Genomic DNA, 25,548 nt, shown 5'->3' with positions numbered 1-25,548 from the left:
GGATGATTATCTTGAAGAAAAAACCAAATTCACCTTTTAAAATTTCTATGAAGAAATTTTATCATAACAAACTTGCGATGATTTCTTTATCATTTTTAATAATTGTTGCAATCATATCTATTATTGCTCCTTTAATAGCTCCTTTACCAATTAATAAATAAGATTTATTAAATATAAAAGGTGATATGTCTATTGAAAATTTGCTTGGTACTGATGCTGGTGGCAGAGATAACTTCAGTAGATTGTTATATGCGGGTAGGATTTCTCTTACTATAGGGTTTACGTCTACGGTAGGAATGCTTTTAATTGGAATATCAATTGGCGTTATTTCTGGGTATTTTGGTGGAGTATTAGATACTGTTCTAATGAGAATTACAGAGTTTGTTATGTTATTTCCATTTCTAATTTTTGCAATAGTACTCAATGCAGCATTAGGAGATAAAATAAAAAATCCCTATGGTTCAGCAATTATTTTAGTATTTGTAATCATAATACTGAGTTGGGGTGGTATTGCTAGACTTGTTAGGGGAAAAGTTTTGCAAGAAAAAGAGAATGAATACTTTTTAGCTGCACAATCAATTGGAACACCTACCTATAAAATTATACTAAAGCATTTATTACCTAATATTTTAAGTGTCGTAATTGTACAAGCAACATTAACTTTTGCAGGTATGATAGTTGTAGAATCAGGGCTTAGCTTTCTAGGATTTGGTATAAGTAAGTCTATTCCTTCTTGGGGAAATATGTTGAGTGATGCACAAGAGGGAGATGTATTAAGTGGTAAACCATGGATATGGATGCCTCCTGCTTTAATGATAACTTTGACTATTTTGAGTATCAATTTTGTCGGAGAGGGACTCAAAGATGCATTTAATCCTAAAGGAAGAAAATAAAAGTTTATAAAAAAAGTTACTGGAACTTTCCTTTCCAGTAACTTTTTTATTTTATATTATCTTTTACGTCCTAATCCCATAGCTTTTTCCATTTTTTTCAATGTTTTAAATGAAGCTTTATGAGCTTTGTCTCGCCCTTTATCCAAGATGTCATCTAAATCATCAGAATTGTAAAAGTTCTCATATTTCTCTTGGAAATTAATCAAGAAGTCTTTAACGATCTCTGCTAAGTCACCTTTAAATTTGCCATAACCTTCACCTTCGTATCTAACTTCAATATCTTTAATAGGTTCATCAGTTAGACCTGAATATATAGATAAAAGATTTGAAACACCTGGTTTATTTTCACGATCGAATTTAATAATGCCATCAGAATCCGTTACGGCACTTTTAATTTTTTTTGCTGCAACATTTGGCTCATCGAGTAGTGAAATAAAGTTTTTCTGATTATCATCACTTTTACTCATTTTCTTAGTTGGGTCTTGTAAACTCATCACACGTCCTCCAACTTTAGGCATGCGAATTTCTGGTTTTACTAAGACATCATTATAACGACTATTAAAACGATCTACTAAATTACGGGTAAGTTCCATATGTTGCTTTTGATCATCGCCAACTGGAACAATGTTAGTGTTATAAATTACTATATCTGCAGCCATAAGAGGTGGATATGTTAATAATCCTGCTGGTACACCATCAACCCGTTTTTGTGCTTTATCTTTAAATTGTGTCATACGTTCAAGTTCACCAATAGAAGCAATTGTTGTAAGCATCCAACCAGCTTGTACGTGTGCAGGGACTTCAGATTGAATAAATAAAGTAGATTTATCTGAGTCAATTCCTGTAGCTAAATATATTGCTGCTAATTGACGAATTTGTTTACGTAATTTCAAACGATCTTGTGGTACCGTTATGGCATGTTGGTCAACAATACAGAAAAAACAATCATAGTCATCTTGTACATCTACAAATTGTTTTAACGCACCTATGTAGTTGCCGATAGTAGGAATACCACTCGGTTGAATTCCTGAAAATAAAGTTTCCATATTAGATGCCTACTTTCTAATTAATATTGTTTAGATAACATTATAACAGTATTTCGTTAAAATGTAAGTTGTGTTAAAATATTAATATAACTGGGTATATACTAAAAGCGAATTAAAAAATTTGATGAATTTCAAGATTTCTCAGAAAAATTAGGATTTTCTCATTTAATTTTAATCTTAGATAGTTATACTATTAAGTGTAAGATTAAGAAAGCTTAAAAATTCAATTTCTTAAATCGATAATAATATTAAAATAATGAATTTAATTCATTCTATAGGAGAGTGAGATGTATGGTAACATTATTTACTTCACCAAGTTGCACATCTTGCCGTAAAGCGAAAGCATGGTTACAAGAACATGACATTCCATATACGGAGCGTAACATTTTTTCTGAACATTTAACAATTGATGAAATTAAACAAATTTTAAAAATGACTGAAGACGGAACAGATGAAATTATTTCAACTCGTTCTAAAACATATCAAAAATTGAATGTAGATATTGATTCTTTACCTTTACAAGATTTATATTCTATTATTCAAGATAACCCAGGATTATTACGTCGTCCTATTATCTTAGACGACAAACGCTTGCAAGTTGGATATAACGAAGATGAAATTAGACGTTTCTTATCAAGAAAAGTTCGTACGTTCCAATTACAAGAAGCACAACGTTTAGTTGATTAATAACTAACATAACTATGTGATATTATCACTTTACTTAAAGATTAAGAACAACACTATTCATTGTTAATAGTGTTGTTTTTTGCATGTTATAGTACCTTCTAAAGTAGTAGTTTTTTGTTAAATAAATAGGGAATATGTGAATATAGATTACCGATTAAAATTAGTTAAATTTAATCAAACAAATAGATTGTAATTTACGTTCCGTTCTAATACAATATGGTTACTATTCATCGACTGTAAGGAGTGAGATGATATGAGAATAGAACGCGTTGATGACACAACAGTTAAATTGTTTATAACATATAGCGACATTGAAGCACGAGGATTTAATCGTGAAGACTTATGGACTAACCGTAAACGCGGTGAAGAATTCTTCTGGTCAATGATGGATGAAATTAACGAAGAAGAAGATTTCGTGGTAGAAGGTCCATTATGGATTCAAGTACATGCTTTTGAAAAAGGCGTGGAAGTGACCATCTCTAAATCTAAAAATGAAGACGCAATGAACATGTCAGATGAAAATACAAATGATCAATTTGATGATCAAGTGAATGAATTATTAGCACAAACCTTAGATGGTGAAGATAATTTAGAAGAATTATTTGAGCAACGTCAACAACAGAAAAAAGCTGAACAACAGGCAAATAATCAACGAACTCATAAACGTGCTAACGTAAGAACTGTAATTGTTAAATTTGATGATTTAGAACATGTTATTAATTATGCATATCATAATAACCAAAATACTACTGAATATGAAGATTTATTATATATGATTGATAATCACTACTATTATTCAGTTCATTTTGATGACTCTGTAAGCCAAGAAACTATTAATGATAGCTATAGTCAATTATTAGAGTTTGCTTATCCAACAGATAAAACGGAAGTATACTTAAATGACTATGCCAAAATTATCATGAGTCATAATGTTACTTCTCAAGTTCGTAGATATTTTACAGACTCAGAAGAATAACACGATTTATCTCACAAGGTACCAAATTAAGGTGCCTTGTTTTTTTTATAAATTTTTAAAGTAAAAATTTTGTTCTCCTCGTTGTTATATATGAGGTGATGAAATGTTAATAGCAATGAATAGAATGAATGAGCGAGTTTTAGCGAAAAATGCGAAGAGAAATCAAATATATCGGTGTCCTTATTGTCTAGGGGAAGTTATATTACGACATGGAGTTAAAGTTATACCTCATTTTGCACATAAAGTTAAAAGTACTAGACTTTGTTATAAAGCTGAAACGTATAATCATTACCAATTAAAAATGCTATTAGCACAAAAATTTGAAGCAATAAATTATGATGTTGATATTGAACCCTTTTTTAAATGTATCAAGCAATATCCTGATTTAGTGATTAACCAAAGACACGCCATCGAAATTCAGTGTTCCACAATTAGTACGACTGAAATAATTGAAAGCACCCTTGGTTTAAAAAGTATAGGCTTAAAGGTTTATTGGATAATCAATGATGTGAAAAAAAGAGGGGATTTTATTGAACTTACACAATTTCAAACTACTTTTATTAATCCTATTCATCGTACCCTAATAACCTGGGACTTCACAAAATCAAGACTCATAATTTACACGCACCTTCAAAATATCGCTGGAAAAAAATTTATTTGCAAAAAACATACCATACAAATTAAACAACTTTTCAATACATATCAATCAGAACAAGCACAAATCTATAAATTATCTAAAAGAACAATCAATAATTATATTCTACAGTGTAGAAGGAAAAATTCGGTTCTTGAACCAACTCTAAGTGCAATATATCAGCTACAAATGAATGATAATGAAGTATGTATAAATACAGGTTTTATATTTCCAAATCAAATATATATTGAAACACACCCAGTTGAATGGCAACTCAATTATCTATTATTAAGACGTAAATATGACAGACATCAAAGTTGTGACTTATTAATGTCTATCATTAAATTCAGATATTTCGCATACCATAAGTATCATAAGTTGACTATATTAAAAGATTTGTTAAATGACTTCGAGAAAATGTATTATAACAGATGTTTAAGCGTGCAAAACCAATCCTAAAATGAGAAAATTATATTATTGATATAATCAAGGAGGTTTACTTTATGAGTCAACAATTAACAAGAGAAGAGCAGGAACGTAAATATCCTGAGTATACATGGGACTTAACGACGATTTTCGAAAACGACGAGGCTTTTGAGGAGGCGTTCAAGGAAGTAGAGAATGAGTTAGGTAAGGAAGAACAATTCAAAGGACATTTAGGTGATAGTGCTGAAACTTTATATAATGCCTTAGCACTTGAAGATGAATTAGGAACTAAACTTGAAAAAGTCTATGTCTATGCTCATTTGAAGCAAGACCAAGATACTGCTAATGATAAATATACTGGTCTAGAAGCGCGTGCACATCAATTATTAATTAAATACAGTTCTGCATGGAGCTTTTTAGTGCCTGAAATTTTACAGTTAGATCAATCTACTATTGAACAATTTGTTTCCTCATTTGATAAATTAAAACAATATGAGTTCGACTTAAAATTAATTAACGAGAAACGTCCACACATTTTAGATGCAGACACAGAGAAACTATTAACAGAAGCACAAGATGCTTTATCTACACCTTCAAATGTTTATGGAATGTTTAGTAACGCAGACTTAGAATTTGAGGACGCCATTGATAAAGATGGGGAAGCACATCCGTTAACGCAAGGTACTTTTATAAAATATTTAGAGTCTGATGATCGTAAATTAAGAGAATCAGCATTTAGAAATGTATATAAAGCTTACGGTTCACATAACAATACACTAGGTGCAACGCTAGCAGGAGAAGTGAAGAAAAATGTATTTAATGCTCGAACTCATCATTATAATTCAGCTCGTGAGCGTGCTTTAAGTAACAATCATATCCCAGAGGCTGTATATGATAATTTAGTCAAAACAGTGCATAAGTATCTTCCATTACTTCACAGATACACTAAATTAAGAAAAGAGTTATTAGGTATTGAAGATTTAAAAATGTATGATCTCTACACACCTCTAGTTAAAGATGTGAAATTTGATATGCCATACGAAGAAGCTAAATCGTGGATGTTAAAAGCACTAGAACCAATGGGCGAAGAATATTTAAACGTTGTTAAAGAAGGTTTAGACAATCGATGGGTTGACGTCTATGAAAATAAAGGTAAACGCTCTGGAGGTTATTCTTCAGGAGCGCATCTTACAAATCCTTTCATTTTATTAAATTGGTCAGATACTGTTTCTGATTTATACACTTTAGTACATGAATTTGGTCATTCAGCTCATAGTTATTTCAGTCGTCAAAATCAACCTTCAAACTTAAGTGATTATACGATATTCGTTGCAGAAGTCGCATCTACATGTAACGAAGCGCTTTTAAGTGACTATATGGATAAACATTTAGACGACCAGCGTCGATTGTTATTGTTAAATCAAGAATTAGAACGCTTTAGAGCTACTTTATTCCGTCAAACTATGTTTGCTGAATTTGAACATAAAATTCACCAAATCGAAGAGGCGGGCGAACCATTAACACCTAACCGAATGAATGAAGAGTATGCGAAGCTTAATAAGCAATACTTCGGAGATGCTGTTGAAACAGATGAAGATATTAGTAAAGAATGGTCACGTATACCACACTTCTATATGAATTATTATGTATATCAATACGCTACAGGTTATAGTGCAGCACAAAGTTTAAGTCATCAAATTTTATCAGAAGGTAAACCAGCTGTAGAAAGATATATTAATGAATTCTTGAAAAAAGGTAGCTCAAACTATCCAATAGAAATTCTAAAAAATGCAGGCGTAGATATGACTACACCTAAACCTATTGAAGAAGCGTGTGAAGTATTTGAACAAAAATTAGATGCATTTGAAAAACTTATGAAAGCTTAGTACGAGTGTATTCGCTTTCAATTTGAACAGATTGTGACAATTTATGTATATAATTAAACAAAGGTTGAAAAGGGGTATGCACCGTGTTATATTATGAACATGAAATTAATCACATAACAAACATACCCCTTTGTTTGAAGTGAAAAATTTCTCCCATCCCCTTTGTTTAGCGTCGTGTAATCAGACACGGCGTTTTTTTATATTTAATTTTAAAATACTATTTTCTGATGTGTAAATTATGCAGTTCCTATACATAAAAGAGTATAAGATGATTTTCAATATAAATACTAAAAGACGGCTAGTTTTATTTTACTAGCCGTCTTTTTACATTAAGTTATTAAGGCATTTTTGATTTCCAAAAATCGCCTTCTGGATATTGTAATTTCTCAACTTTTTGTTGTAAGGAAAGTTTTTTTAATTCTTTATTAAGTAACTTTTCTGGCCACTCGTAAATGGTTAAAAGTTCTTCCATCGTTACTAATTGTTTCTTTTGAATGTACACTTCTAATTTAGGTGGAAGATTCTTCTCAATAGGTTTTCCCATTAATTCGTTTATGATGTAAGTATAGATATGATATGGGTATAGACCTTCAACTTTTAAACCTTCTTCTTGGACGTCTTCACTAAAGAAAACAAGAGAGGGCGCTTGCTCAATGTCCATTTCTCTAGCAATATGGAGATCTACCTTTAGGCTATCAGTAAGCTTGCTCTTCTGTAAATCTTCCTTAAATACTTGATAATCAATACCTGCATTATTAATACAATCGCAAATCATATCTTCGGTAATGATATCGCGTTTAGGTATGATTTCATTTTGCATTAAATGAATAAATCTTTCAGCCCTCAAACGTCCTTGTAATTCAGCTGCTTTATATGCCAGAGCAATGTTATCGAAATCCGATGTACTTTGAGCCTGACACTTAGTTAAAACTTTCAAGGAAGGGTTTAAAATGTGTCTTACTCGGATATATTGATTATATTCAATTCTTAATTTTGATAATATAGCTGATAGCTTAAAACATTCTTTGCTAAAAGGATCAAAAAAAGAATAAATTTCTATTTTACTTACAGGTGATAGATTAGCATCTTCACGACTCTTGTTATCCAATATTCTTAATTCTTCAGCCATGTATTTTCACCTACAATTATTTTTCGGAATTTACCATGTGGTTTGCAGTTAAGCGTAATCTTTCAAATAAATACTCACCAACACCTGCAGGGAAATTTGCATATTGAATCGCAGTATACATATTTTCTAACCATGCATCTCGCTCATATTCAGTAATTGTAAATTCCATATGTCTTCTTTTTAACATGGGGTGTCCATGTTCTTGAGTATATAAGTCAGGGCCACCAAGAAATTGAGTTAAAAACTGTTTCTGCTTTCGGCTTGTTTCATTAAAGTCCCCTGGAAATAAATAATTAATACGATTATCTCTTTCGACTAGATAATAGAAATAGTCAATCATTTGATACAGAGCGTCTTGACCTACTAACTCATAAGGTGTTTTAGACATAATATCACCGTGTTCCATTAATATATATCTAATATAACATGAATTTTTACATTTGAAAGTAATTTGCCTTTTCGGAACATATTGCTATTTATCACTTGCTTTTTTCTTTTCTTCAAAGAATCTTTGTACTTTATTTAAAGGTTTTTTATGTTTTATATCGAATTCCTGAAGTAATTGTTTAAACTTTTCATAACCTTCATCGTACGAACTAACTTCATATTCAAGTTCGTAGTCAACTTTATTTAGGTATTCACTTTTATCTAATACAAGTAATTCGTTTTGATATTGAGTTTCTATTCTATAAGTTGTTAAATCCCCTAAAATAACTAATTCTTCGTCTAAAACATTAAATTGTCCTTCAATAATATTTCTTATATCATCTGGTAGTTTGGAGTTTGATATTGAATCATTCATCTTTGGTTTAATATCAGTTGCGTGGTTATACTCCATTAATCCAACTTCAGCAGGTACCTTCAAAGTCATTTCATATGTATTATCTTTAACTCTGATACGTAATGCTGAACGATGATCTTTAAGTTTAAAATCTATAGTATCAATATAATAATTAGTTTGGCTAAATGGTTTTTCATTTTTAAAATAAGTGTTAAAAATTTTATCGTACAAATCTTTGGTTAAGATTTGTTTGAACTCAATTTCATTATTTGTTGCCATTGTAAACACCTCAATCATTTACTTTTGTTCATATTTAAAGCATTTACAATTATGACGAATTTCTTCTATAAATTAAAGTAATTTAATAGCACATTTAAGTTTGTGAAAAATTTTGTGAAGTCGTTTTAACTCTGAAAATTAACTTATAACGTATGTAGACTTCGGAATATATAAATTACTTGAAAGAAAATGAAAATCTGTAATTTAATCTAAGATTTCAATGCAAGTTGTGGCGTGTTTTGTAAGCGTATATTATGTTAAACTAGTATGGAATAAGGAGGAAGACGGGCATGCGTATTTATATAAATGAAATTAAAGTTAAAGATGATGGCATTTATTGCTTCTCAGAGGACCCAACAGATGGTCTAGAGGAAGTTGGACAAATGCTTGTTGATAGTGATAATTATGGATTCGCATATCTATTAGATGACGGTGAATCGTATTCTTATCTAATCTTTGTGCAAGAGACATGGTCACTGTTACATGAAAATAGAGATAAGAAGATTATCATCAATAACGATTTAGAATTGAAACATTTCCAAGAAGAACTAGATTACATATTAGAAAATATTGAAGGAAATAATAACTATGGTAAGGAGTTTGTTTCAGCTGTTGAAAAAACTTTCGAACTAGAGTGAAGCGGAGTGAAACAAAATGAACCAGTGGGATCAATTTTTAACACCTTATAAACAAGCGGTAGATGAATTAAAGGTAAAACTTAAAGGTTTGCGTAAGCAATATGAAGTAGGTGAACACACGTCACCTATCGAGTTTGTTACAGGAAGAGTTAAACCTATATCAAGTGTTATCGATAAGGCAAATAAAAGAGGTATTCCGTTCGACCGCTTACATGAAGAAATGTATGACATTGCTGGATTAAGAATGATGTGCCAGTTCGTGGATGATATTGATATTGTTGTTAATATATTAAGGCAACGAAGAGACTTCAAAGTCGTAGAAGAACGAGATTATATCCGTAATACTAAAGAAAGTGGCTATCGTTCCTATCATGTAATTATTAAATATCCTATTGAAACATTAAACGGACAAAAACATATTCTAGCTGAGATTCAAATAAGAACGTTAGCTATGAATTTCTGGGCTACAATAGAACATACTCTTCGTTATAAATACGATGGAGACTATCCTGATGAAATACAACATCGTTTGGAAAGAGCAGCAGAAGCAGCATATTTATTAGATGAAGAAATGTCTGAAATAAAAGATGAAATTCAAGAGGCACAGAAGTATTATACTCAGAAACGTGCGAAGAAACATGAAAATGACTAATGAGGTGTAGATGATGCGTTATACAATCCTAACTAAAGGTGATTCGAAATCGAATGCATTAAAGCATAAAATGATTAATCATATGAAGGATTTTCAAATGGTAGAGGATAGTGAAAATCCTGAAATTGTCATATCTGTTGGTGGTGATGGAACGTTACTACAGGCATTTCATCAATATAGTCATATGTTATCAAAAGTCGCCTTTGTAGGAATTCACACCGGTCATTTAGGTTTTTATGCAGACTGGTTACCTCATGAAGTTGAGAAGTTGATTATTGAAATAAATAATACTGAATTTCAAGTGATAGAATATCCATTATTAGAACTAATTGTGAGGTATAACGACAATGGATATGAAACACGATATCTTGCTTTAAATGAAGCTACAATGAAAACAGAAAATGGTTCAACATTAGTTGTGGACGTTAATATACGTGGTAAACATTTTGAGCGATTTAGGGGAGATGGATTATGTATATCAACACCGTCTGGTTCAACTGCTTACAATAAAGCCTTAGGCGGAGCGCTTATACATCCATCATTAGAAGCAATGCAAATTGCTGAAATAGCTTCTATTAATAATAGGGTTTTTAGAACAGTAGGATCTCCTTTAGTTCTACCTAAACATCATACTTGTTTAATTACGCCTGTTAATCATGACACGATTAGGACAACTATTGATCACGTAAGTATTAAACATAAAAATGTAAATGCCATTCAATTTAGAGTAGCAAATGAAAAAGTAAGGTTTGCTAGATTTCGACCATTTCCTTTTTGGAAAAGAGTTCATGATTCATTCATATCAAGTGATGATGAAAGATGATTTTCAAATATGTTATCGAGAAATCAGAAACTGTTAAATCTTTCTTACAGAGAAATGATTACTCTAAAAAGACGATTAGCGCCATTAAACATAATGGCGCTTTATCTGTAAATGGACGTTCTGTAACAGTTAGAAAAGAGATGGCTATCGGAGATCACTTTGAAGTTCATATGCCAATTGAAACACCGAGTTCAAATTTGTTACCTTATCCAAAACCTTTAGATATCGTATACGAAGATGAATTTATACTTATAGTTAATAAACCTCAATTACAAAACTGTGCACCTTCAAGGGAACATCCTCATGAGAGTTTAGTAGAGCAAGTATTAGCTTATTTGATGAATAAAGATGAGCAGACAAATCCGCACATTGTTACTAGATTAGATCGTAATACATCAGGGCTCGTCTTATTTGCCAAGTTTGGACACATTCATCATTTATTTTCAAAGGTGAAATTTGAAAAAGAATATATATGTTTAGCTTATGGTCGTACTCAATCTGAAGGTGTTATAGAAGCACCAATTGCTAGAGACAACGAAAGTATTATTACAAGAAAAGTCTCTGACAAAGGAAAATATGCTAAGACTAGTTATTACACTATCGCTCAAAATAATAACTTGAGTTTATGTAAAGTGAAACTTCATACAGGACGAACCCATCAAATCAGAGTTCATTTCCAATTTATGGGTCACCCAATAGTAGGAGATGATTTATATGGTGGCATACATCGTCTAGTTGAGGGGCAAAGTTTACAATGTTGTTCACTTAAGTTCGTTCATCCCATAAAACATAATAAAATCACAATAAATGTTGATTACAAACAATTAATTCAATTATTTAACGTGCTATAATAAATATGCTTTGGAGGTGTGAATATTGTCTAACGACACAGAGATTAAAGATAAAGTGCGCGAAGACGTATATGATGAAGAATTATTAAATAGATTATTAGATGGAAATGACATCGACCAATTTAGAGATGAATTTTTAGCAATGCATAATTACGATCAAAGTGAATACTTTGAAGACACGGATGATAATAATAGACAAAAAATATTTGAGTTCTTATCACCTAAAGAAGTTGCTAATTTCTTTGATCAATTAGATATTGATGATGAAGATTACGAAGAACTTTTCGATAAAATTAATGCCAATTATGCAAGTCATGTATTAGAGGAAATGTCTTATGATAACTCAGTTGATATTTTAAATAAATTATCAAAATCTAAAGTCGCTAGCTTACTAACATTAATGGATAAAGATGAAGCTAATGAAATAAAAGCTTTATTACATTACGAAGAAGATACAGCTGGCGGTATCATGACAACGGAATATATCTCATTAAAATCCACAACACCAGTGAAAGAAGCGTTAATGCATGTAAAAGAACAAGCACCTGATGCTGAAACGATTTATGTTATTTTCGCTGTTAATGAAGCGGGACAACTGGTAGGAGTTTTCTCTTTAAGAGATTTGATAACTGCTGAAAATGATTCTTATATCGAAGATGTGATGAGCGAACGTGTCATTAGTGTGAATGTGGCTGATGACCAAGAAGATGTTGCTCAGGTCATAAGAGATTATGATTTTATTGCAGTGCCAGTTGTTGATTATCAGAACCACCTATTAGGTATCATTACTATTGATGATATTTTAGACGTAATGGATGAAGAGGCAAGTGAAGACTACTCTCGTTTAGCCGGTGTATCTGATATTGACTCTACAAGTGATTCAGTTATCAAAACAGCCAGTAAACGACTTCCTTGGCTAATTGTCTTAACTTTCTTAGGAATGATTACTGCTACTATTTTAGGAAGTTTTGAAGATACATTATCTCAAGTCGCTTTATTAGCTGCGTTTATTCCAATTATTAGTGGTATGTCTGGTAATTCAGGTACTCAATCCTTAGCCGTTTCAGTACGTAATATTTCTACTGGTGAAATTAATGAACAAAGTAAATTTAAAATAGCTTTAAGAGAAGCTGGAAGTGGATTTTTATCTGGTTTAGTTTGTTCAGTGGTACTATTCTTAATTATTGTAGTTATATATAGACAACCTTTATTAGCACTAATAGTTGGAGGCAGCCTTACATGTGCAATGACTGTCGGAACATTAGTTGGCTCTATGATTCCATTAATCATGAATAAATTTAAAATAGACCCAGCAGTTGCAAGTGGTCCTTTCATTACTACTATAAATGATATTGTAAGTATGTTAATTTACTTCGGTTTAGCAACATCATTTATGTCATATTTAACTTAGGAGGTCGCATGGAGTTTTTATCATTAGTTATCGTAGTTGTTGCTGCATTTTTAACTCCTATTATCGTTAACCGACTTAACATTAATTTTCTGCCTGTGGTAGTGGCAGAAATCTTAATGGGTATTGTCATAGGTCATTCTTTCCTTAATATTGTGGAAAGAGATTCTGTACTAAACATATTATCTACTTTAGGCTTTATATTTTTAATGTTTTTAAGTGGATTGGAAATTGATTTTAAAGCATTTAAAAAAGATTCACGTTCTAGACAAGGAAAGAATAAACAAGAAAAGAATTTACCAAGTCATTTAAATTTAGCTTTAACTGTATTTGGTTTTATCATGTTGATTTCTATCATCTTGGCTTACGCTTTTAAATGGTTAGGTTTAGTAGATGATGTATTATTAATGGTCATCATTATATCAACTATTTCTTTAGGCGTTGTCGTACCAACACTTAAAGAAATGAATATCATGCGTACAACAATAGGTCAATTTATACTTTTAGTTGCAGTTTTAGCTGATCTTGTAACGATGCTTTTATTAACTGTTTATGGCGCTATTAATGGCCATGGAGGCAGTACGATATGGTTAACTGGAATACTCATAGTATTTACAATTATTTTCTACATACTCGGTGGCGTATTTAAACGCATGTCATTTTTACAAAAGTTAATGGATGGCACAACTCAAATTGGGATTCGTGCAGTCTTTGCATTAATAATTTTATTAGTAGCACTTGCTGAAGGTGTAGGTGCAGAGTATATTCTAGGTGCATTCCTAGCCGGTGTTGTTGTCTCATTATTAAATCCCGATGAAGAAATGGTGGAAAAATTAGATTCATTTGGATATGGATTCTTTATTCCAATATTCTTTATTATGGTGGGTGTAGATCTCAATATACCATCTTTAATTAAAGAACCATCTCTGCTCTTAATTATTCCAGTGCTCATCATAGCTTTTGTAGTGTCAAAGCTTATCCCAGTTTTATTTATAAAACGTTGGTTTGATACTAAAACGACGATTGCTTCAGCATTTTTATTAACTTCAACTTTATCTTTAGTCATAGCGGCTGCGAAAATCGCAGAACAACTTAAAACGATTTCAGCTGAGACCTCAGGTATATTAATTTTAAGTGCGGTCATTACTTGTGTATTTGTGCCTATCGTTTTTAAAAAGTTGTTCCCAATACCCAATGAGGTTAATCGTCGAATTGAAGTGAGTTTAATTGGTAAGAATCAGTTAACTATTCCGATTGCTCAAAATTTAACATCACAGTTGTATAATATTTCGTTATATTACCGTAAGGATTTAAGTGATAGCAGAAAATTATCTGACGAAATTACAATGGTAGAAATTGCCGATTATGAAGAGAGTTTATTAGCTCGTTTAGGTTTATTCGAAAAAGACATCGTAGTATGCGCAACTAATGATGATGATATTAATAGGAATGTAGCATTAATGGCAAAGAAATACGGTGTCGACCGTGTGATTTGTAGATTAGAAAGCTCTAATGAAGACGCGGAAATTAAAGCGCAAGGCATTGAGGTGTTTAGTAATTATCTAAGTAATAAAATTTTACTAAAAGGTTTGATCGAAACTCCAAATATGCTAAACCTTTTAAGCAATGTAGAAACATCTCTTTACGAAATTCAAATGTTAAATCATCATTATGAAAATATACAACTGCGTAATTTCCCATTTGGAGGCGACATCATATTCGTACGAATAGTACGTAATAATGAATCATTAGTACCTCATGGTGATACACAACTACGTTATAAAGATCGTCTTATTGTGACTGGTTCAAAAGAATACGTTGATGAACTTAAACAAGAATTAGAATTCTATTATTAAATCTACAGCTTTAAATATCTTTAAGGTGGAAGTTAGAAAACAAACATTAGTATTAACGCCTATAATTGGATTTTAAACCAATCCAATTGTAGGCTTAATTATTATTAATCCAGTTTCGATAATTTATTGCGCTATTAGGAGTGTAGAACTTGAGTTACAAACTTCTAAATTTTCTATATTCTTATATTTGTTTATCATAGAATAAACCACATTGTCTGAACATTAATCAAGGTCTAAAATACTTTATTATCAGGTACTAAAAGTGTTAAACTAATTATGGTAGAAGGGTTATTTAAGAAACAATTTTATAACCGTTGAAAAAAGAATTGATTTTTATTAAGGAGTTATACTGTAATGTTAAATTTAGAGAACAAAACATATGTCATCATGGGTATTGCAAACAAACGTAGTATCGGATTTGGTGTAGCTAAGGTATTAGACAAATTAGGTGCAAAGTTAGTATTTACATATCGTAAAGATCGTAGCCGTAAAGAATTAGAAAAATTATTAGAACAATTAAATCAATCTGAACATTATTTATATCAAATTGACGTACAAAGTGATGAAGATGTTATTAATGGTTTCGCTAAAATTGGTGAAGAAGTAGGAAATATTGACGGCGTTTATCATTCAATTGCGTTTGCTAATATGGAAGACTTAAGAGGACGCTTCAATGAAACTTCACGTGATGGCTTCTTACTTGCACAAGATATTAGTTCTTATTCTTTAACAATCGTTGCGCATGAAGCTAAAAAGCTTATGCCAGAAGGTGGAAGTATCGTTGCAACAACTTATCTTGGTGGTGAGTTTGCTGTTCAAAACTACAACGTCATGGGTGTTGCTAAAGCAAGCTTAGAAGCAAATGTTAAATATTTAGCGCTTGATTTAGGTGAAGATAATATTCGTGTGAATGCTATTTCTGCAGGACCACTTCGTACTCTAAGCGCGAAGGGTGTAGGTGGCTTCAATACAATCCTTAAAGAGATTGAAGAACGTGCACCATTAAAACGAAACGTTGATCAAGAAGAAGTAGGTAAAACGGCAGCTTACTTATTAAGTGATTTATCAAGCGGTGTAACTGGTGAAAATATCCATGTTGACAGTGGGTTCCACGCAATTAAATAACAATGCATAATATTTGAAGCGGTTGAGTAATTGACTCAATCGCTTTTTAATATTGCTTATTAACGATACATTAAGTATGCCGTTGTTAAATTGAAGTGTTAGTGATATTGCATTAGTGGGTTTAGACGTTTTCAATAAAAAACATCACTTACTCGAAAAAAGTAAGCGATGTTGGAACTGTTTATTTAATATCTTTAACGTCACTGTTTGCTTTATCAATAATTCTTTGACGATATTTAAAGATGTTGCTAACTAATGTTTTAATTACTGCATATAATGGAACAGCTATTAGAATTAATGTAAATCCACCTAAATCTCCTGCAGCTAAGATAACAACAATAATTGTAAGTGGGTGAATACTTAATGATTTACCCATAACATTAGGAGTAATTACGTTTCCTTCAAGTTGTTGTGCTATTAATGTAACAACACAAACCCATATAAATGTTGTTGGGCCTTCAATGATGCCAAGAATAGCCGCGGGTGTAAATGAGAGCCATGGACCTAGGAAAGGAATTAAATTTGCCACACCTGCAAATAAAACAAGTAATGGTGTGTATGGTAATCCTATGATTGTATAACCGATGTAAAGAATAATACCTAGAATCACACTGACTGTTACTTGACCTTGAATATATGATTTTAAAGTGAAGTTTAAATCTTTTAATAAATCTACGATGAATACTTTTCGTTCACCTTTGAAAAATTTCCCTATAGCTGGAATAAATTTCTCATGATCTTTCAACATATAAATTAAGAAGAAAGGTACCATGATTAATAAGAAAACTGTTGAAATGAATGATGTAATGTAAGTGACTGAGTTAGATAAAACTGATGTTGCGCCATCACCTACAGATCTAACAGCCTTATTAATACGATGAGTCACATCATCAGGTAATTTGTCCATTTGTTTTAAAGAGAAATTAATAATATGTTCAGCTTCTTTTTGTAACGCTGGTGTCTGTTTAATTAAATTATTAATATTCGAAATAATAATCGGTGCGATAAATGAAACCACAATTGCTATAATTGCAATTAACCCGATAAATATCGTTAAAATACTTGCCCAACGTGGAAATCCCCATCTTTCCAAAATATTTTGAAAAGGTAAACATATGTAAAATAGAAAACCACTGATTAGGAATGGAAGGAATACAGAGCCGATAATCGTCGCAATAGGTGTAAATACTTCATGTACTTCCATAAATAGTTTGATGAGTATGAGCAGCATGATAATAAATATGCCGGTTCTAAACCAAACTTTATTTAACATAAACCTCTTTCCTCCTATAGTAATACTTTTATTTATTCTTAATAAGTATATCTTAAAACCATATCTTAAAAAAGGGAAAATACTTTATAAATCATAGTTAAAGGCGCTATGAAACAGCTTTCGCTTAATTTTTTTAAAAGGTTCTCCATATCTTGAAAATTAGTAATAAGATACTGAGGATTCTGCTTAAAATCATTTTAGAGAATTTAAATGTGTTACAAGTCTTGATACAATGATAATACTACTATGAGGGGGCATACGCATATGACAGAGTTTAACGCTGGAAAAATAAATAAAAAAGTAATACACAGTGACATTCTAGATAGAGATGAAACACTCTCCATTTATTTACCTGAAGAATATACTGAGTTGTTTAAGTATCAAGTTATTATATGCTTTGATGGATTAGATTTCTTAAGATTCGGTAGAATTCAACGTACATACGAACAGTTGAGAAAGGATAATTCTATTCAAAGAGCAATTATCGTCGGGTTTCATTATGAAGATATTGATAAACGACGAGAAGAGTTTCATCCATCAGGCAGTCGTTCACATTTGACAGTTCAAGCAATTGGTAAAGAAATATTACCTTTTATTGATTCTACTTTTCCAACTTATAAAGTAGGTAATGCTCGATTGTTAATTGGAGATAGTTTGGCTGGTAGTATCGCTTTAATGACTGCTCTAACATATCCAACTATATTTAGTCAGGCAGCAATGCTAAGCCCAATGTATGACGATAATGTTAAACAAAAAGTAGTTAATTGTGATAATAGAAATCAACTTACACTGTGGCACGCAATTGGCTTAGAAGAGGAAGACTTCACATTACCTACAAATGGTAAACGTGCTAATTTTCTTACGCCTAACCGTGAATTAGCTGACCTTATTAAAGATTATGATGTTGATTATTACTATACTGAGTTCGAGGGTGGGCATAGTTGGAAATCATGGAAACCATTATTAGGAGATATTCTTGAATATTTCTTGAGTGATGTCATTCTAGATTAAGCGTTCTCCCTAATATTTATACTCTATTAGTGAAGGCTATAAATATAAATCTTACTAAATGTAGATATTTCAGAAATGTAATTGTTTTCACTTTAAAAGTAACGGTTTTCAAAAAATTTTGATATAATGGAAATATGTTAAACAAAGGAGGAATTTAAATGATTCTAGGATTAGCATTAGTTCCGTCTAAGTCATTCCAAGAAGAGGTGAATGCTTATCGTAAACGCTATGATACGCATTATGCACAAATCATGCCTCATATAACAATTAAATCTCAATTTGAAATTGATGATAATGAATTAGATTCTATTAAAGAAGAAGTGAAAAAACGTATTAGTGACATTCAACCAGTTGATGTTCATGCAACGAAAGCTTCAAGTTTTGCACCAACAACTAATGTTATTTACTTCAAAGTAGCTAAAACTGATTCTTTAGAAAAACTTTTTGATCAATTCAATACTGACGAGTTTTATGGTAAGGCTGAACATCCATTTGTTCCGCACTTTACAATTGCACAAGGCTTATCAAGTCAAGAATTTGAAGATATCTATGGTCAAGTAAAATTAGCAGGGGTAGACCATAAAGAGACAATTAACGAACTTTCTTTATTACAATATAGTGAAGAAGACGATAAATGGACAGTAGTAGAAACATTTGAGTTAGGATAATTAATATAAATGATTGGATGAATTGTACAGGGGTGTCGATTCATCCTTTTTTTGTAGCGGATTTTTATGTTTTATCTCAAATGAAAAAAGAAGTACATTAAGCCAAAGAAAAGCCTATCCATGAAAATTCATCAATAGGCTTCGAAATACTTTATTTCCTTTTTTGTCTACTACTTATAAAGTAATAACCATAGAATACAGCTAAAGATAGGAAAATCATAGCTGAGAAGTAAAATGTATTATTTAAATTATTTGTAAATTGAGTGATTAATCCACCAACTAATGGTCCAATCATAGATCCAAACCCTTGAACACTATTAAATACGCCCCAAGTTTCTTCTTGTTCTTCAGGATTAATATGACCAGCCATAAAAGTATTCCACGCAGGTAAAAGTATTCCATACATTAATCCAATAAAGAGACCTATTACCCAAACTAAGTAGATATTAGTTAACAATGATAAAGCAAATATTAATAACGTATATAATATGAAACCACCAAAGATAATGGTATACATAAATCCACGACTATTATTATCAATAATCTTTGATAAGAACAACATTGAAAATGCACAACCAATACCACCTATAATGATTGCAATAGTGTATTCAACGGTAGAAACTTTGATTACTTTTGTAGCGTATTTAGGAAGTATAGGCACTAATGCTGAAATTGCTGCACCTTGTAGTAATATCCCAGGAAATAATACGAGATGTCGTTTTGTAACATCAACGATTTGTTTAAGCTGTTCTGAGACAGGTTTCGTATTATAATTCGTTAATTGTATATTAACAAAATAATATAATACCCATGCGATAAGAACTACGAGAGACATCATGAAAGCAAAGTGAGTAGGGTGTACTTTGATTAACAAGTTCATTACGACCATGCCGACTAATAAACCTAGTAACCATGAGAAGTATACATACCCCATTTGCTTACCACGATTATTCTCTTCAACACTTGATAACATGATGACCCATATCGGACTAACGGCTATTCCTAGCATAATAGAACTAAATATGATTACGAATGGTGATGCTGGGAACCAGATGACTAGAAACAAACTTACAAATGCGAGTAAAAAGCCTGCAGTTAAAACAATCTTTGCACCAAATTTCTTAAGTAAAAATCCGATAACAAAATTTGTTGCTGCATCAGCTATAAAATGTATAGAAAATGCAAATGAAGTAATTGCGATTGCAATCGACGTCACTGTTGGCAAGAAGTTAATATAGCTAAGTATGTACATGCCTCGTGCAAATTCCATTAAGAATAAAATAACTAACATAATAACAAAATTTTTGTTATTGGAGTAATTATTTAACGAAGAATCTTGCATATAAAGGAACCTTTCCGTAGATTTCTTCTGGTTGAGATGAGTGACCAATTAAATCTAATAAATCTCTACATAGCTTCTGAGTAGAATAACTTACTTTTGATAATCGCATTTGATTAGTCATAGCTTCTAGTCTGTCTTCATGATTTGTTAAATGAGATACGATATCGATGGCTTCATTTGGTGTGTCAGCAATTTTACCGAACCCTTTATCTTCGAAATAATGAGCATTTTCAAGTTCTTGACCAGGTGCTGGATTTAAGAAAATCATTGGAATGCAACGAGTGAGTCCTTCAGAAATTGTAATTCCACCTGGTTTAGTAATCATCAATTGACTTGAAGCCATCCATTCATTCATATAGTCGGTATAACCCAAAATTAAAACGTTTGGATTATGTTTGAATTTTGCTTTTAAAGAGCGTTTCAGTTCTTTACTACGTCCGCATATCATCACTATTTGAGAGTGAGGACTTTTTTCTAAGATTTCATTAATCATATAATCGAAACCTTTAGAAACTCCAAATGCACCTGCTGACATTAAGATAGTTGGTTTGTTTGGATCTAAATGATGCTTAGACAACCAAGCTTCTTTATCAATGGAGTCTTCAAACTTATCAGCAATAGGGATTCCAGTTACTTTTATATGAGAAGCTGGCACGCCTGCTTCAACGAAATCATCTTTAGTATCCTCTGTAGCAACGTAATATCTTTGAGAATCTGGGGTAATCCAATTTTTATGCATGCGATAATCTGTCATAACAGTTGCAATTGGAATATTAATATTAAATTGCTCAGTAAGTACTGACATGACAGGTGTAGGGAATGTTAAAAGTATTAAATCTGGTTTTTCTTTTATGAGTAAGTTGATTAATTTATTTAATCCGTAATATTTATAAAAACATTTATCAAGCTCGTTAGGGCGGCTATAATAAAAACGTTTATACATATTTCTAAAATATTTAAAGCTATTGATATACCATTTTTTACAAATAGAAGTCATAATTGGGTGAGCTTCCATAAATAAATCATGTTGTATTACTGATAAATGATCTAAATTCATTTCATTCAATTGGTTGACAATACTTTGTGTGACTTGCATATGACCGTTACCAAATGATCCAGTAATAATCAATATCTTTTTATTTTGAGTAACCATTTATAGCCACCCTCCATTAATTTTTAAAATTTATAATAAGTGTAACGTATTTTCATACATTATAAAAGGAATTAAGCGACATGAAGTTGTCGCTTCTTAGCATGATAAATACAGTGTGCAACACATTTCAAATTCATGAATTAACTATGTAAACTAAGTAATTTAAATTTTTATTTATGCATTATACCACACTCATCTTCAAAATAAATTTTTAATTACTCAATCTAAACTTCGTACTAACACAAAATAAACTTATTAAAAACTTTATATTTTCTTAATCTACTTTCATACTAGCATTAATTAAGGGAAATGTATTGGGATGATTGGGGCTATAGAAATATTTTTAAGATATTTTTACTTAAGCTTAATAAAAATTGACTTAATTTTACAATGAAGAATATTTTTAATTAAATTTTTACCTCCTATTAAATATAGAAGGACTTTATTTTAATAACGAACCTCAATAAATAAGAATAAATTTATCAACACTAGTAAAATGTGTATAATAGAATTATTGTAAAAAAAGGAGCGATACATTTTGAATGCGAGTGCGTTGTTCGAGAAAATAAGAGTAAAAAATGTAATTGGAACACTAGATAAAAATGTAGATGATATTACTACTGATTCACGTACAGCTAAAGAAGGAAGTATTTTCGTAGCATCTAAAGGATATACGGTAGATAGTCATAAATTTTGTCAAAATGTAATTGAACAAGGTTGTAGTATTGTAGTGGTAAACAGGGAACTTGAACTTGATGGGGAAGTGACTCAAGTTGTTGTTCCAGATACATTAAGAGTAGCTAGTTTACTAGCACATACGTTATTTGATTTTCCAAGTCATCAGTTGACTACATATGGTGTCACGGGGACTAACGGAAAAACATCAATTGCAACAATGATTCATCTCATTTATAGAAAATTAAATAAAAATAGTGCCTATTTAGGTACCAATGGATTCCAAATCAATGAAACAAAGACTAAAGGTGCCAACACAACGCCTGAAACAGTTTCATTAACTAAAAAGATTAAAGAAGCAGTTGATGCTGATGCCGAAGCTATGACAATGGAAGTATCGAGTCATGGTTTATCACTTGGTCGGTTAAGAGGTGTAGAATTTGATGTTGCGATTTTCTCAAATCTAACACAAGATCACTTAGATTTTCACGGCACTATGGAAGCATACGGCCACGCGAAATCATTATTATTTAGCCAACTTGGTGAAGATTTAGCTAAAGAAAAATACGTCGTACTTAATAATGACGATGATTTCTCTCATTATTTAGCAAGTGTGACACCTTATGAAGTGTTTACATATGGCATAGATAACGAAGCTCAATTTATGGCTAAGAATATTAATGAATCGTTACAGGGTGTGGAGTTTGATTTAAGTACACCATTTGGAGATTATCGAGTTAAATCACCATATGTAGGTCGATTCAATATCTCTAATATTATGGCTGCTATCATTGCAGTTTGGAGTAAAGGCGCTTCTATGGAAGAAATTATTAATGCGGTAACTTCTCTTGAACCCGTAGAAGGACGATTAGAGGTACTCGATCCTTCATTACCAATTGATTTAATTATTGATTACGCTCATACAGCAGATGGTATGAATAAATTGATTGACGCTGTGAAACCTTTTGTTAAACAGAAATTGATTTTCTTAGTTGGTATGGCTGGAGAAAGAGACATGACTAAAACACCTGAGATGGGTAGCGTAGCATGTCGTGCAGATTATGTTATCTTTACTCCTGATAATCCTGCAAATGACGATCCTAAAATGCTTACAGCTGAGTTAGCTAAAGGTGCAACTCATGATAATTATGTCGAATTTGATGATCGCGCTGAAGGCATTAAACATGCAATAGATGTTGCTGAACCTGGAGATACAGTAGTATTAGCATCTAAAGGAAGAGAACCTTATCAAATTATGCCTGGCCATGTGAAAGTTCCTCATAGAGATGATTTAATTGGATTAGAAGCTGCTTATAAGAAATTCGGCGGTGGACCTGTTGAAGATTAAGCAACTTCAGTATAATGAACTAATAATAAATATTTATTTCTATCAAAATAGCGATAGAGGCGTTATGTTGATAGCGATTCCTGACTTATTTTGGTCTGTAGAACTGCCCCTCGACTTAACTGTTAATGATTTACATGATGAATTATTAATGCAATTTTTTAATTTTTATACTGAAAATGAAGCCGATGCACTCGCACGTGACATTTGTGATTGGATAGCAACAAACTAAAAGGAGAATGATGAATGAATTTAAAGGAAGAAGTAGAGTCAAGAAAAACATTTGCCATCATCTCGCATCCGGATGCTGGTAAAACTACCTTAACTGAAAAATTATTATACTTCAGTGGAGCGATTAGAGAAGCTGGTACTGTTAAAGGTAAGAAAACAGGGAAATTCGCTACAAGTGACTGGATGAAAGTAGAACAAGAACGTGGTATTTCTGTAACTAGTTCAGTTATGCAATTTGATTATGATGATTATAAAATTAACATTTTAGATACACCAGGACACGAAGACTTCTCTGAAGATACGTACCGTACTCTTATGGCAGTAGATAGTGCTGTCATGGTCATTGACTGCGCAAAAGGTATTGAACCTCAAACTTTAAAACTTTTCAAAGTATGTAAAATGAGAGGTATTCCTATATTTACGTTCATCAATAAACTTGACCGAGTTGGTAAAGAACCATTTGAATTGTTAGATGAAATTGAAGAAACATTAAATATTGAAACGTATCCAATGAACTGGCCTGTGGGTATGGGTCAAAATTTCTTCGGTATTATAGATAGAGCGACTAAAACTATTGAGCCATTTAGAGATGAAGAAAATCTATTACATCTCAATGATGATTACGAATTAGAAGAAGATCATGATATTAAAAATGATAGTGCCTTTGAACAAGCTATTGAAGAAATGATGCTTGTGGAAGAAGCGGGCGAAGAATTTGATAATGATGCGTTACTAAACGGTGAGCTCACACCAGTTTTCTTTGGTTCAGCTTTAGCTAACTTTGGTGTTCAAAACTTCTTAAACGCTTATGTTGACCACGCACCGATGCCTAACGCTCGTCAAACAAATGAAGATGTTGAAGTAAGTCCATTTGATACAGACTTCTCAGGATTTATTTTCAAAATACAAGCGAATATGGATCCTAAACACAGAGACCGAATTGCGTTTATGCGTGTTGTAAGTGGTGCCTTTGAACGTGGTATGGATGTAACATTACAGAGAACAAGTAAGAAACAAAAAATAACACGTTCTACTTCATTCATGGCGGATGATAAAGAAACTGTTAACCACGCTGTAGCTGGTGATATTATTGGTTTATACGATACAGGTAATTATCAAATAGGGGACACACTTGTCGGTGCTAAGCAAAAATATAGTTTCCAAGATTTACCTCAATTTACGCCTGAAATCTTTATGAAAGTTTCAGCTAAAAACGTGATGAAACAAAAACATTTCCATAAAGGTATTGAACAACTTGTACAAGAAGGTGCAATCCAATATTATAAAACGCTACACACCAATCAAATTATTCTTGGTGCTGTAGGTCAATTACAATTTGAAGTGTTCGAGCACCGTATGAAGAATGAATACAATGTTGATGTAGTAATGGAACCAGTCGGAAGAAAAATCGCGCGATGGATAGAAAATGAAGAAGATATTAAAGATAATATGAACACTTCACGTTCTATATTAGTGAAAGACCGCTATGACAACTTTGTCTTCTTATTTGAAAATGAATTTGCTACTCGTTGGTTTGAAGAGAAATTCCCTGATATTAAGTTATATAGTTTATTATAAGTTTTGAGTTTAACTTTATTGACAACGGGGTATTCTTTAAGAACATATTAAACGAAGTAGATACGATTTAGATTGTGTTACTTGTACAATCTATGTATACTATTATTAACAAATGAATACCTATGACGACTTTGTCAGAGGGGAGTAACTAGAGGATAGTAGAACTTTAATTATTAGCAACT

General features: G+C 31.8%; 23 protein-coding genes and 1 pseudogene. 17 read left to right on the top strand and 7 right to left on the bottom strand.

Features of this window, described 5'->3' with window-relative positions; all coding sequences use genetic code 11:
• Positions 1–2: 2 nt before the first annotated feature.
• Positions 3–893 (top strand): annotated as a pseudogene (opp4C, locus tag HMPREF2706_RS09225) (oligopeptide ABC transporter permease).
• A 56-nt stretch (positions 894–949) separates the two neighbouring features.
• Here opp4C and trpS read toward each other — a convergent pair.
• Positions 950–1,939, bottom strand: coding sequence for a tryptophan--tRNA ligase (gene trpS, locus HMPREF2706_RS09220; RefSeq protein ID WP_002433373.1), 990 nt, complete (start codon positions 1,937–1,939; stop codon positions 950–952).
• Between the two features lie 291 nt (positions 1,940–2,230).
• On the opposite strand from trpS, the gene spxA reads away from it, so the two are divergent.
• From spxA to pepF, 4 genes are all read left to right on the top strand, one after another.
• A complete protein-coding gene (gene spxA, locus HMPREF2706_RS09215) occupies positions 2,231–2,626 on the top strand; it encodes a transcriptional regulator SpxA (protein ID WP_070862333.1) in 396 nt (131 codons plus the stop codon).
• Positions 2,627–2,879: 253 nt separating this feature from the next.
• A complete protein-coding gene (gene mecA / locus HMPREF2706_RS09210) occupies positions 2,880–3,602 on the top strand; it encodes an adaptor protein MecA (protein WP_030065097.1) in 723 nt (240 codons plus the stop codon).
• A gap of 103 nt (positions 3,603–3,705) precedes the next feature.
• Complete coding sequence (locus HMPREF2706_RS09205; protein ID WP_049426918.1) at positions 3,706–4,695, top strand: competence protein CoiA; 990 nt, start codon at positions 3,706–3,708, stop codon at positions 4,693–4,695.
• 44 nt (positions 4,696–4,739) lie between these two features.
• Positions 4,740–6,548 carry an oligoendopeptidase F gene (gene pepF, locus HMPREF2706_RS09200; RefSeq protein WP_023350584.1) on the top strand — a complete coding sequence of 603 codons (1,809 nt, stop codon included), beginning with the start codon at positions 4,740–4,742 and terminating at the stop codon, positions 6,546–6,548.
• A 337-nt stretch (positions 6,549–6,885) separates the two neighbouring features.
• On the opposite strand, the gene yjbH is transcribed toward pepF, so the two are convergent.
• The 3 genes from yjbH to HMPREF2706_RS09185 all read right to left on the bottom strand — a co-directional run bounded on the left by yjbH (position 6,886) and on the right by HMPREF2706_RS09185 (position 8,737).
• Entirely contained in the window at positions 6,886–7,677 is a 792-nt protein-coding gene (gene yjbH, locus HMPREF2706_RS09195; RefSeq protein ID WP_002433191.1) for a protease adaptor protein YjbH, read from the bottom strand.
• Between the two features lie 16 nt (positions 7,678–7,693).
• Positions 7,694–8,065, bottom strand: coding sequence for a truncated hemoglobin YjbI (locus tag HMPREF2706_RS09190; RefSeq protein ID WP_030065104.1), 372 nt, complete (start codon positions 8,063–8,065; stop codon positions 7,694–7,696).
• Positions 8,066–8,149: 84 nt separating this feature from the next.
• On the bottom strand, positions 8,150–8,737 hold the full coding sequence (locus HMPREF2706_RS09185; RefSeq protein ID WP_030065105.1) for a CYTH domain-containing protein: 588 nt from the start codon (positions 8,735–8,737) through the stop codon (positions 8,150–8,152).
• 290 nt (positions 8,738–9,027) lie between these two features.
• Here HMPREF2706_RS09185 and HMPREF2706_RS09180 point away from each other — a divergent pair, with 290 nt between their 5' ends.
• From HMPREF2706_RS09180 to fabI, 7 genes are all read left to right on the top strand, one after another.
• Positions 9,028–9,375, top strand: a complete 348-nt coding sequence (locus tag HMPREF2706_RS09180) for a UPF0738 family protein (RefSeq protein ID WP_002433336.1) — start codon at positions 9,028–9,030, stop codon at positions 9,373–9,375.
• Between the two features lie 16 nt (positions 9,376–9,391).
• Entirely contained in the window at positions 9,392–10,027 is a 636-nt protein-coding gene (locus HMPREF2706_RS09175) for a GTP diphosphokinase (RefSeq protein ID WP_002433078.1), read from the top strand.
• Between the two features lie 13 nt (positions 10,028–10,040).
• A complete protein-coding gene (locus HMPREF2706_RS09170) occupies positions 10,041–10,850 on the top strand; it encodes an NAD kinase (protein ID WP_030065108.1) in 810 nt (269 codons plus the stop codon).
• A complete protein-coding gene (locus HMPREF2706_RS09165) occupies positions 10,847–11,701 on the top strand; it encodes an RluA family pseudouridine synthase (RefSeq protein ID WP_030065110.1) in 855 nt (284 codons plus the stop codon). Before HMPREF2706_RS09170 ends, HMPREF2706_RS09165 begins: the two co-directional genes overlap by 4 nt.
• Before the next feature lie 25 nt (positions 11,702–11,726).
• Entirely contained in the window at positions 11,727–13,112 is a 1,386-nt protein-coding gene (gene mgtE, locus HMPREF2706_RS09160) for a magnesium transporter (protein ID WP_023350579.1), read from the top strand.
• A gap of 8 nt (positions 13,113–13,120) precedes the next feature.
• On the top strand, positions 13,121–14,965 hold the full coding sequence (locus HMPREF2706_RS09155) for a monovalent cation:proton antiporter family protein (RefSeq protein WP_049426921.1): 1,845 nt from the start codon (positions 13,121–13,123) through the stop codon (positions 14,963–14,965).
• A 354-nt stretch (positions 14,966–15,319) separates the two neighbouring features.
• Complete coding sequence (gene fabI / locus HMPREF2706_RS09150; protein WP_049426923.1) at positions 15,320–16,090, top strand: enoyl-ACP reductase FabI; 771 nt, start codon at positions 15,320–15,322, stop codon at positions 16,088–16,090.
• 181 nt (positions 16,091–16,271) lie between these two features.
• On the opposite strand, the gene cozEa is transcribed toward fabI, so the two are convergent.
• On the bottom strand, positions 16,272–17,363 hold the full coding sequence (gene cozEa / locus HMPREF2706_RS09145) for a lipoteichoic acid biosynthesis protein CozEa (RefSeq protein WP_049426925.1): 1,092 nt from the start codon (positions 17,361–17,363) through the stop codon (positions 16,272–16,274).
• A 264-nt stretch (positions 17,364–17,627) separates the two neighbouring features.
• Here cozEa and HMPREF2706_RS09140 point away from each other — a divergent pair, with 264 nt between their 5' ends.
• On the top strand, positions 17,628–18,374 hold the full coding sequence (locus HMPREF2706_RS09140) for an esterase family protein (RefSeq protein WP_070862332.1): 747 nt from the start codon (positions 17,628–17,630) through the stop codon (positions 18,372–18,374).
• Between the two features lie 158 nt (positions 18,375–18,532).
• Complete coding sequence (locus tag HMPREF2706_RS09135; protein ID WP_023350576.1) at positions 18,533–19,042, top strand: YjcG family protein; 510 nt, start codon at positions 18,533–18,535, stop codon at positions 19,040–19,042.
• Between the two features lie 151 nt (positions 19,043–19,193).
• On the opposite strand, the gene ltaA is transcribed toward HMPREF2706_RS09135, so the two are convergent.
• Both ltaA and HMPREF2706_RS09125 read right to left on the bottom strand, forming a co-directional pair.
• Positions 19,194–20,384, bottom strand: a complete 1,191-nt coding sequence (gene ltaA, locus HMPREF2706_RS09130) for a lipoteichoic acid biosynthesis MFS flippase LtaA (protein ID WP_023350575.1) — start codon at positions 20,382–20,384, stop codon at positions 19,194–19,196.
• Entirely contained in the window at positions 20,362–21,537 is a 1,176-nt protein-coding gene (locus tag HMPREF2706_RS09125) for a diglucosyl diacylglycerol synthase (protein ID WP_030065118.1), read from the bottom strand. Before HMPREF2706_RS09125 ends, ltaA begins: the two co-directional genes overlap by 23 nt.
• Positions 21,538–22,075: 538 nt before the next feature.
• Between HMPREF2706_RS09125 and HMPREF2706_RS09120 the strand changes: the two genes are divergently transcribed.
• Genes HMPREF2706_RS09120 through HMPREF2706_RS09110 form a run of 3 tightly spaced genes read left to right on the top strand, consistent with a single transcriptional unit; the run spans position 22,076 to position 25,366 of the window.
• Positions 22,076–23,560: a UDP-N-acetylmuramoyl-L-alanyl-D-glutamate--L-lysine ligase gene (locus tag HMPREF2706_RS09120; protein ID WP_023350574.1), complete on the top strand. Its 1,485-nt coding sequence runs from the start codon at positions 22,076–22,078 to the stop codon at positions 23,558–23,560.
• Positions 23,550–23,789: a YueH family protein gene (locus tag HMPREF2706_RS09115; protein WP_030065122.1), complete on the top strand. Its 240-nt coding sequence runs from the start codon at positions 23,550–23,552 to the stop codon at positions 23,787–23,789. Before HMPREF2706_RS09120 ends, HMPREF2706_RS09115 begins: the two co-directional genes overlap by 11 nt.
• A gap of 14 nt (positions 23,790–23,803) precedes the next feature.
• Positions 23,804–25,366: a peptide chain release factor 3 gene (locus tag HMPREF2706_RS09110; RefSeq protein WP_002433266.1), complete on the top strand. Its 1,563-nt coding sequence runs from the start codon at positions 23,804–23,806 to the stop codon at positions 25,364–25,366.
• Positions 25,367–25,548: the final 182 nt, after the last annotated feature.

Source organism: Staphylococcus sp. HMSC067F07, from assembly GCF_001837405.1.
GTDB classification, from domain to species: Bacteria; Bacillota; Bacilli; order Staphylococcales; family Staphylococcaceae; genus Staphylococcus; species Staphylococcus capitis.
Note: the sequence above shows the minus strand (reverse complement) of the source record. Positions and strands in the feature narration are given on the sequence as shown.

Coding starts and splice junctions, on each gene's coding strand:
- HMPREF2706_RS09205 (WP_049426918.1), top strand. CDS start 3,706: ATGTTAATAGCAATGAATAGAATGAATGAGCGAGTTTTAGCGAAAAAT.
- HMPREF2706_RS09190 (WP_030065104.1), bottom strand. CDS start 8,065: ATGTCTAAAACACCTTATGAGTTAGTAGGTCAAGACGCTCTGTATCAA.
- HMPREF2706_RS09110 (WP_002433266.1), top strand. CDS start 23,804: ATGAATTTAAAGGAAGAAGTAGAGTCAAGAAAAACATTTGCCATCATC.
- mecA (WP_030065097.1), top strand. CDS start 2,880: ATGAGAATAGAACGCGTTGATGACACAACAGTTAAATTGTTTATAACA.
- HMPREF2706_RS09165 (WP_030065110.1), top strand. CDS start 10,847: ATGATTTTCAAATATGTTATCGAGAAATCAGAAACTGTTAAATCTTTC.
- HMPREF2706_RS09140 (WP_070862332.1), top strand. CDS start 17,628: ATGACAGAGTTTAACGCTGGAAAAATAAATAAAAAAGTAATACACAGT.
- spxA (WP_070862333.1), top strand. CDS start 2,231: ATGGTAACATTATTTACTTCACCAAGTTGCACATCTTGCCGTAAAGCG.
- trpS (WP_002433373.1), bottom strand. CDS start 1,939: ATGGAAACTTTATTTTCAGGAATTCAACCGAGTGGTATTCCTACTATC.
- cozEa (WP_049426925.1), bottom strand. CDS start 17,363: ATGTTAAATAAAGTTTGGTTTAGAACCGGCATATTTATTATCATGCTG.
- HMPREF2706_RS09185 (WP_030065105.1), bottom strand. CDS start 8,737: ATGGCAACAAATAATGAAATTGAGTTCAAACAAATCTTAACCAAAGAT.
- pepF (WP_023350584.1), top strand. CDS start 4,740: ATGAGTCAACAATTAACAAGAGAAGAGCAGGAACGTAAATATCCTGAG.
- HMPREF2706_RS09170 (WP_030065108.1), top strand. CDS start 10,041: ATGCGTTATACAATCCTAACTAAAGGTGATTCGAAATCGAATGCATTA.
- fabI (WP_049426923.1), top strand. CDS start 15,320: ATGTTAAATTTAGAGAACAAAACATATGTCATCATGGGTATTGCAAAC.
- HMPREF2706_RS09135 (WP_023350576.1), top strand. CDS start 18,533: ATGATTCTAGGATTAGCATTAGTTCCGTCTAAGTCATTCCAAGAAGAG.
- HMPREF2706_RS09125 (WP_030065118.1), bottom strand. CDS start 21,537: ATGGTTACTCAAAATAAAAAGATATTGATTATTACTGGATCATTTGGT.
- HMPREF2706_RS09155 (WP_049426921.1), top strand. CDS start 13,121: ATGGAGTTTTTATCATTAGTTATCGTAGTTGTTGCTGCATTTTTAACT.
- HMPREF2706_RS09175 (WP_002433078.1), top strand. CDS start 9,392: ATGAACCAGTGGGATCAATTTTTAACACCTTATAAACAAGCGGTAGAT.
- ltaA (WP_023350575.1), bottom strand. CDS start 20,384: ATGCAAGATTCTTCGTTAAATAATTACTCCAATAACAAAAATTTTGTT.
- HMPREF2706_RS09180 (WP_002433336.1), top strand. CDS start 9,028: ATGCGTATTTATATAAATGAAATTAAAGTTAAAGATGATGGCATTTAT.
- yjbH (WP_002433191.1), bottom strand. CDS start 7,677: ATGGCTGAAGAATTAAGAATATTGGATAACAAGAGTCGTGAAGATGCT.